The organism is Sulfuricaulis sp. (assembly GCF_049587675.1).
Lineage (GTDB): Bacteria > Pseudomonadota > Gammaproteobacteria > Acidiferrobacterales > Sulfurifustaceae > Sulfuricaulis.
Window position 1 is genome coordinate 1 of the sequence record NZ_JBAVEJ010000277.1, and the last position, 7,667, is coordinate 7,667.

Below are 7,667 nucleotides of genomic sequence, written 5' to 3' on the forward strand. Positions count from 1 at the left end.
TCCTGACGCTGAGCGGTCACGCCCCGCACCGCATCCGACGAACGAAACGAATCTGGGATCGCTTCTGTATTGCGGTCAATTTGTCCTCGGGCCGTCGTTCGTCGAAAACCTGACCGGATGGCAAAGAATATCACTCGGGTCTGCGCTTCAAATCACCGCCCATCCAGCGTTGTCCCTTTGCCATCGATCCGCCGGGAATCGTTCGCTCACGCTGATCGGTTACATCGTCGACCCTGACCGAGTGCACGCCACTGACTCGGACGTCGTCGACGAGCTGCTGGGAAAATATTGCTCGATTCAGGAACTCATTAACGCGACCTTTCGGTTTGGCGGGCGGTGGGTGCTTATCGCGCAAGACGGAAACCGCCGATATCTTTTTAACGATCCGTTGGGCCTGCGGCAGGTGTTTTATACCGACATGGTACGCACCGACAACGATCTTTGGGTGATGTCGCAAACGGGCATGGGGGCGGAACTGCTCGGCCTGACAATGGATCCATCATCCCGCGACTACATGGAATCGCGATTGTCTCAGGGGCATCATGAATACATGTGGCCGGGCACAACCAGTCCCTTCCGGGAAATTCAACATCTGCTGCCGAATCATTACCTTGATATCAATACGGGTCGATGTCACCGTTTTTGGCCGCGCGAGCGGCTTGAGCAGATCTCGCTCAACGAGGCGATCGATCGTGTGGCCGATCGCATGCCGCGGCTTCTTGAGGCCGCTGCGAACCGCTTTGATCTGGTGCTGGGATTGACCGCCGGAATCGACAGCCGGTTGGTGTTAGCCGCTTCGAGGGCTATCCGCGAGCGGATTTCGTATGTCTCAGTACAGAATGTCATGATGCATGCAGACCACGCGGACCTGACCGTCCCCGCTAATATCTTGCAAAAACTGGGTCTGCGTCACGATGTAATAGTTGCTCGATCGGCGATGAACCCTGCCTTTCGGCAGGTATACGAGAAAAGTGTCATGGCAGCACATGCGCACTATGGACCCAACGCAGAAGCCATCCTTGGACACTACGGCCACACCAAAGCGGCGGTGACCGGAAGCGGTTCCGAGATCTGCCGTGAGGAACTACGGCTCGGTCTACCGCTGCTCGAGCGCAGACCCAGTCCGGAATTCCTGGCGATGCGACACATAGGCGGGTTGCATCCCTTCACGATACAGAGTCTACGTGGGTGGTGCGAGCGCGTGCCGCATAACCACGGTATCCATCCCCTCGATTTGTTTGAATGGGAACAAAACAGCGGGAACTGGCTGGCAATGACGCAACTCGAGTTCAGTATCGCATGGCGTGAAATTTTTACGCCGTTCAACTGCCGCGCTGTACTGACGGCCCTGTTAGCGGTACCGGAACGGTACCGTATGGCTCCTGACTACACCATTTATAACGCGTTAATCAGCCGCCTGTGGCCGGAAGTAATGGCTGAACCGATCAATCCCCACAAGGAGCAAAGCCTGGAGAATCGCTATTGGCGAGCAATGAAATTCTTAACACGATATGGCGTCAGTCGCGCCTTGTACAGGCTGCGAGGGGCGCGGCGCGTACGACACAATGCACAATGAGAAGGCTGGTGTTTAACCAGCGAAACCATAATTGTGACGAACAAAACACAACAAACTTCTACACCCGCTCCCCAGGATCCCAACTGGACCCCACACTTGGGCCGGGCACGCTGGCACCGCAAGGATTTTTTCCTGCTCGCCTACATTCCGGCCATCACCTTGATCGCCTGGTGCCTGCCGGAGCGTCTGTGGACCGTCGTTTGCAACGCGGCCGCCCGCCTGTCGATGGCGCTGCATCGTTCCCGCACGCGCGGGCATTGCCGGAAATTAACCGAAATTCTCGGAGAGCGTCGCACCTCGCTCGATGTCGATGAAATTCTAAAATGTTACCTGGCGAAGAACCACCTTGCGCGTGTGCAGTGTATGCAATGCTATGCACCGGGAGGGTGGTCTCCGCACCTGCGTCTCGAAGGACGGGAACACATCGAACACGCACTGGCAGCGGGCAAAGGCGCCGTTCTCTGGATCGCGCCCATGGCCTCGAAAGATCTGATAACCAAGATGGCACTACATCAGGCGGGCTACCCCGTCTCCCATCTCAGCCGCTTCGATCACGGCTTCTCAATCAGCCTCTGGGGCGCACGCTTGTTCAACCCACTCTGGACGCGGATCGAGGAACGCTTTCTCGCAGAGCGCCTGGTGATGTCACCCAGCGTGCAGGTGAGTCCGCTGCGATGGCTGATCAAACGGCTACGCGAGAACCGGGTGGTATCGCTGGCAGCGAATCGCGAGGGGCGGAAGTATCCCCTGACGCTGCCATTTCTGAGCGGCACCATACAGCTGGCCGAGGGGGCACCCACCCTCGCCATGTCAACTGGCGCGGCGCTTTTGCCTGTTTTTACCGTGCGCGAACCGGATGGAACATACATCACGAAAGTCGAGCCGACCCTGCACCCCGCAACAAAGGGGAACACGGCTAAGGAAGTCGAATCGCTCACCAAGCAATACGTTCAGTTGCTCGAATTCTACGCGTTGCATTATCCATGCGCTTACCAGGGCTGGAGATTGAGCGGAGTGTGACAATTTTCTTTTTGTAAACCAAAGAATCACATTAATAAATCGCGCGATGGATTCCGTCCCTTCGATGCCCTACAGTATTCGCAGTCCTAACAGAAATAAATCAACAGACAACCTGGCGGACAGGTTCAGCTGCATTACGCGAGAATACGGATTCATCTTTAAGGAGAATTGATCATGAAAGCCATCGTCATGACCGCCCCCGGCGGGCCGGAAGTGTTGAAACTCCAGGACCTGCCCAACCCGGTGTTGAACCAGGACACCGACATCCTCGTGCGCGTCAAGGCGGCGGGCATCAACCCGGTGGACACCAAGATGCGCGCCAAGCCGACGGTCTATCCCGCACCGCTGCCGCCGGTGCTGGGCTGCGACGGCGCGGGTGTGGTCGAAGCCGTGGGCAAGGCCGTGAAGGATTTCAAGCCGGGCGACCAGGTGTTTTACTGTCAGGCACCACATCACGACCGGCTCGGGAATTACGCGCAGTATGCGCTGGTGGACCAGCGGCTGGTGGCGAAGAAACCGAAACGCCTGAGTTTCGCCGAAGCCGCGGCGGCGCCGCTGGTGCTGATCACCGCGTGGGAAGCACTGCACGACCGCGTCGACATCAAGTCCTGGCACAAGCTGCTGGTGCATGCGGGCGCGGGCGGCGTCGGGCATGTCGCGATCCAGCTGGCGCGGATCGCGGGCGCGGAGGTCTGTGCCACGGTCGGTTCGGCGGACAAGGCCGAGTTCGCACGATCCTGCGGCGCCAACCGCACGATCAATTACAAAGATGAGAATTTCGTGACGGCGGTGCTCGACTGGACCGGCGGCCAGGGCGTGGACATCGCTTTCGACACCGTCGGCGGCAAGACCCTCGCCGAAACCTTTTCCGCGGTGCGCTATTACGGCGACGTCGTCACGCTGCTCGCGCCCGGACCCGAAATGGACTGGAACGTTCCGCGCGTTCGCAACCAGCGCGTGAGTTTCGAGCTGATGCTGATTCCGGTGTTTGCCGGCCTGAGCGAGGCGATGACGCACCAGGGCGAGATCCTGCGCCGCGGCGCCGAGCTGTTCGAGGCCGGTGAGCTGCGCGTGCACGTGGACAAGACTTTTCCGCTGGAACGCGCCGCCGAGGCCCATGCCCTGGTCGCTTCCGGCAAGACGATGGGCAAGGTGGTTCTGAATGTAGACTAGGGAAATTCTGATTAAGTCCGTTCGTGGTGAGCCTGTCGAACCATGAACGGACGAATCGCCTGACATTTACCACGTTTCCCGTTCACCCTTCGACAGGCTCAGGGCGAACGGGAGACTTAATCAGGGATTCATTACGCATTGCTTGCCGGCGGCACGGCGCGCCGGCAGGACGTCCTTCAGTTTCTCGCGCGCGCTGCGCAGCAGTTTTTCCGTGGTCGTCCAGTCGATGCACGGGTCGGTCACGGACACGCCGTACCTGAGTTTGGAGAGATCCGCCGGGATCGGCTGACTGCCCGCATGCAGATGACTCTCCAGCATCAACGCCACGATCGAGCGGTTGCCTTCCAGGATCTGGTTGACGCAATTCTCCGCCACCAGCGGCTGCAGCGCCGGGTCCTTGTTGGAATTGCCGTGCGAGCAGTCCACCGCGATGTTGACCGGCAGCCCGGCTGCGACGAGTTCCTTCTCGGCCAGGGCGACCGAAACCGAATCATAATTCGGACGCGCGCCGCCGCCGCGCAACACCATATGCCCGTAGCGGTTCCCGCGAGTACGAAACACGGCACACTGGCCTTCCTGGTTGATGCCTAAAAAATGATGCGGGCGCGCTGACGACTGCAACGCGTTGATTGCCACCGAGAGACTGCCGTCGGTGCCATTCTTGAATCCGATCGGCGTGGACAGGCCGCTGGCCATTTCGCGATGCGTCTGCGATTCGGTGGTGCGCGCGCCGATCGCGGTCCAGGTTATCAGGTCGGAAATATACTGCGGCGTGATCGGATCGAGCGCCTCTGTCGAGGCCGGCAGCCCCATCTCGGCCAGGTGCAGCAGCAGCTCGCGCGCCATGTGCAGGCCCTTTTCGATATGAAAGGAATCGTCCATGAACGGATCGTTGATGAGCCCTTTCCACCCGACCGTGGTGCGCGGCTTCTCGAAATAGACGCGCATGATGAGATAGAGCGTGTCGCTCACTTCCTGCGCCAGCTGTTTCAGGTGCGCGGCGTATTCCTTGGCGGCCTTGATGTCGTGAATCGAGCACGGACCGACCACCACGAACAAGCGGTGATCCTGGCGATCGAGAATGCAGCGCACCGTTTCGCGCCCGCGCAATACCGTTCGCTGCGCGTCCTCGGTCAGCGGCAGCGCGGTCTTGACCTGCTGCGGCGTGGGCAACAGGTCCTGCGAAAGGACGTTGAGATTATTGATTGGATCGGTCATGACCGGTACGGCAATACAGGGTGAATCCGCCAGTCTAGCGCACCGCGCACGGCTTGTCGGCCCCGGATTGTGGCCGGACACCGGCCGCGGGCGTGTGGGCGCGGTCGCCCGCAGCCATGAGGTACAGGAACGGCCCGGGCAGAGAGGCCGATTTCGTTATTTCCAGATCAGTATTTTTCCGTCATCGCCGGACGTGGCGAGACGCGCGCCATCGGATGAAATCGTGAGTACCGAAACGCCGAGATCGTGACCGGCGAGCCGGTGGACGGGTTGGCCTTGCTCCACACTCCAGATTTCCAGCGACTTGTTCGTTCCACCCAACAACAGCCACCGGCTGTCGGGGGAAAACTGCACGGTATTCACATCATCCGGGGCGCCGGCCAGCACGCGGTCATCACGCCCAAGCCCGGCATCCCATAATTTCAGGTTGTGGTCTTGTCCCCCGGAAGCGAGCCATTTACCGTCCGGGGAGTAGGCGATGGTACTGACCGGGACCTTGTGCGCCGGCACGTACGCCAGTTCCCTGCCGCCCTCGAGGTCCCAATACTGGATGCCGCCTTCGATGTCGGCACCGGCCAAAACGCGTCCATTGTGCGCGACGGCCAGTGCCAGAATTTCATGCCTGGGCTTGGGAAGATCGAAGATTTTTTTTGACTCCGCTATGTCCCACAGGAACACGCCCGAATCCCGATCGACCGACACCAGCTGCTTGCCATCCGCGGAGAAAGCGAGCCGCATCACCGGCGCCGTATGGCCGGAGAGTTTCGCAACCGCTTTATTTTCCTTGGCGTCCCAGATCTGCACGGCGTTCGGGTCAACGGAAAAGGCCAGCCACTGCCCGTCGGGCGACGCCGCCATCGTGCCCAGCGACTCCTTGCTGGAGGCCATGGTCGATATCAACGCACCGGTTTCGGTATTCCACAGATTCACCGTGCCATCGTCGTAGGCCGCCGCCAACACCTGATCGTCGCGCACAAACGCCAGCGCCGTCACCGGCGCATGCGCCGCAAGCGTGAGCGCAACCGACTTGGCAGGATCGAATACCGGTATGGGTTTTTCCGGAACAGGTTTCGGTCTGGTCAGGCGTTGATGCAATGCCGGGCTGACCGGGGCCATGACAACCGGATTGATGCCCAGCTGCGCGTTGATGAACCGGTTGATCTCGCGCCCGGCGTCGTAAGGCAGGGCCCGAATCTGATCGAAATAGGTGTACAACTCGGTCTCGTCCAGACGGCCAGTGTCGATCATGATTTTCACGGAGGCGATGGCCATGGCGGTCAGCGCCAGCAGGAACAGAAACGTCGATTCCAGAAAACCGCGCCGCTGCAATTTGCGCAGTGGTTTCATGATGGCGTTGCTGATGCCGATAAAGCCGGAACCGTGTCCCAGAACCGACATCGGGGTGGTTTTTTCTTCCTTGGCCTCCTTGCCCATCAGCCCGTTTTGCAAGGCCAGGGCCGAGGCGGGACGATCCGCCGCCTGCAAACGCAGGGCGAGGTCCACGCATTGACGGATATGCGGCGCGTAGAGTGGCCGGTCGAACCGGGTCGCCGGCGGCATGGGATCGATTTTTCCCAGTCCGATGGTCTTGTGGCGCTCCAGGGAATCCACCGGCTCGCGGCCGGTAACACAACGGTAAAGCGTGGCGCCGACCGAATAGACATCAGTGCCTGGGCCCATGACGCCGCCGTTGCCGGGATACTGTTCCAGTGCCGAGTAACCGCGCGTGAGCGCGATCCGGCCGCTATCGGCCTTGCCTTGGCGCTGGCGCGCCGAGCCGAAATCGATGAGCATGGGATGGCCGCTGCGGCGCAGGTAAATGTTGTCGGGCTTGATGTCGAGGTGCAGCAGTCCGGCTTCATGCACGGCTTGCAAACCCGTGAGAATCGGCAGGAATACGCGCAGCAGATCGGGCTCGCTCAAAAAGCCTCCGTGCTGCTTCATATATTTCGAAAGGCTTTCACCCTCTTCGTATTCCATGATCATGTAGGCGGTGCCGTTCGCCTCGAGGTAGCGCAGCACGCGCACGATATAATTGTGCTTGAACCTGGCCAACGCCTGGGCCTCTTTCAAGAATTCCTGCAGACCCCAGCTGTATATTTCAGCGTCGGAAGCATTCCCGTCGGGGCGCGGGTATATCGTGGAGTTTGCCCCGCGCTCGGCATAGTCCTCGGGGTAATATTCCTTGATGGCCACGAGCGATCCCAAGTGGGTGTCCTGGGCAAGGTAGGTGATGCCGAAGCCTCCCTGGCCCAGCACCGACTTGATCGTGTATTCGCCTAACTGGTAGCCGACCGGCAAGGCATTATTTTTGGTCTTAACGCGGGTCTGCATAGTTCTTGTGGAAAGCGGATCGCTGGGCACCATACTTATAAATAGCCCCGGCCGGGCGGGGCCGCAACCCGGGCGCGGGGAAATAATGCGGAATGAGTGGGGAATTTTGGGACCGGCGGTACGTTCGATCGGGATCGATATCCGCCGGTATCGTTAACCGATTTAAACGCTAACTAAGAACTTCGATACCATCTGTGGAGACGTCGCCGCTTGGTCAAGAAGCTCCGAACCACGGAGCGGTCGGCTGGGAGGGGCATATTGGTGCAGAACTTATTGACGCATAAACCTAACGAAAACCATTATTTTATTTACGGGATTTTAGGAGGTAGCCGACAGCTACCCACTT

At 59.6% G+C, this 7,667-nt stretch carries 5 protein-coding genes; 3 read left to right on the forward strand and 2 right to left on the reverse strand.

Annotation, left to right across the window (positions count from 1 at the left end; genetic code table 11):
- From WB402_RS14365 to WB402_RS14375, 3 genes are all read left to right on the forward strand, one after another.
- Positions 1-1,576, forward strand: a 1,576-nt coding sequence (locus tag WB402_RS14365; protein WP_424209025.1) for a hypothetical protein, incomplete at its 5' end; no start/stop codon positions are given.
- A gap of 96 nt (positions 1,577-1,672) precedes the next feature.
- Positions 1,673-2,596, forward strand: a complete 924-nt coding sequence (locus WB402_RS14370; RefSeq protein ID WP_424209026.1) for a hypothetical protein — start codon at positions 1,673-1,675, stop codon at positions 2,594-2,596.
- Positions 2,597-2,770: 174 nt separating this feature from the next.
- Positions 2,771-3,769 carry a zinc-dependent alcohol dehydrogenase family protein gene (locus tag WB402_RS14375; RefSeq protein WP_424209028.1) on the forward strand — a complete coding sequence of 333 codons (999 nt, stop codon included), beginning with the start codon at positions 2,771-2,773 and terminating at the stop codon, positions 3,767-3,769.
- Between the two features lie 120 nt (positions 3,770-3,889).
- Here WB402_RS14375 and WB402_RS14380 read toward each other — a convergent pair whose 3' ends face one another.
- Complete coding sequence (locus WB402_RS14380) at positions 3,890-4,987, reverse strand: 3-deoxy-7-phosphoheptulonate synthase (RefSeq protein WP_424209030.1); 1,098 nt, start codon at positions 4,985-4,987, stop codon at positions 3,890-3,892.
- 156 nt (positions 4,988-5,143) lie between these two features.
- Entirely contained in the window at positions 5,144-7,321 is a 2,178-nt protein-coding gene (locus tag WB402_RS14385; protein ID WP_424209032.1) for a protein kinase domain-containing protein, read from the reverse strand.
- Positions 7,322-7,667 lie beyond the last annotated feature (346 nt).

Bases quoted from the DNA above. Each gene is read 5' to 3' on its own strand.
- WB402_RS14380 (WP_424209030.1), bottom strand. From the start codon at position 4,987: ATGACCGATCCAATCAATAATCTCAACGTCCTTTCGCAGGACCTGTTG.
- WB402_RS14385 (WP_424209032.1), bottom strand. From the start codon at position 7,321: ATGCAGACCCGCGTTAAGACCAAAAATAATGCCTTGCCGGTCGGCTAC.
- WB402_RS14375 (WP_424209028.1), top strand. From the start codon at position 2,771: ATGAAAGCCATCGTCATGACCGCCCCCGGCGGGCCGGAAGTGTTGAAA.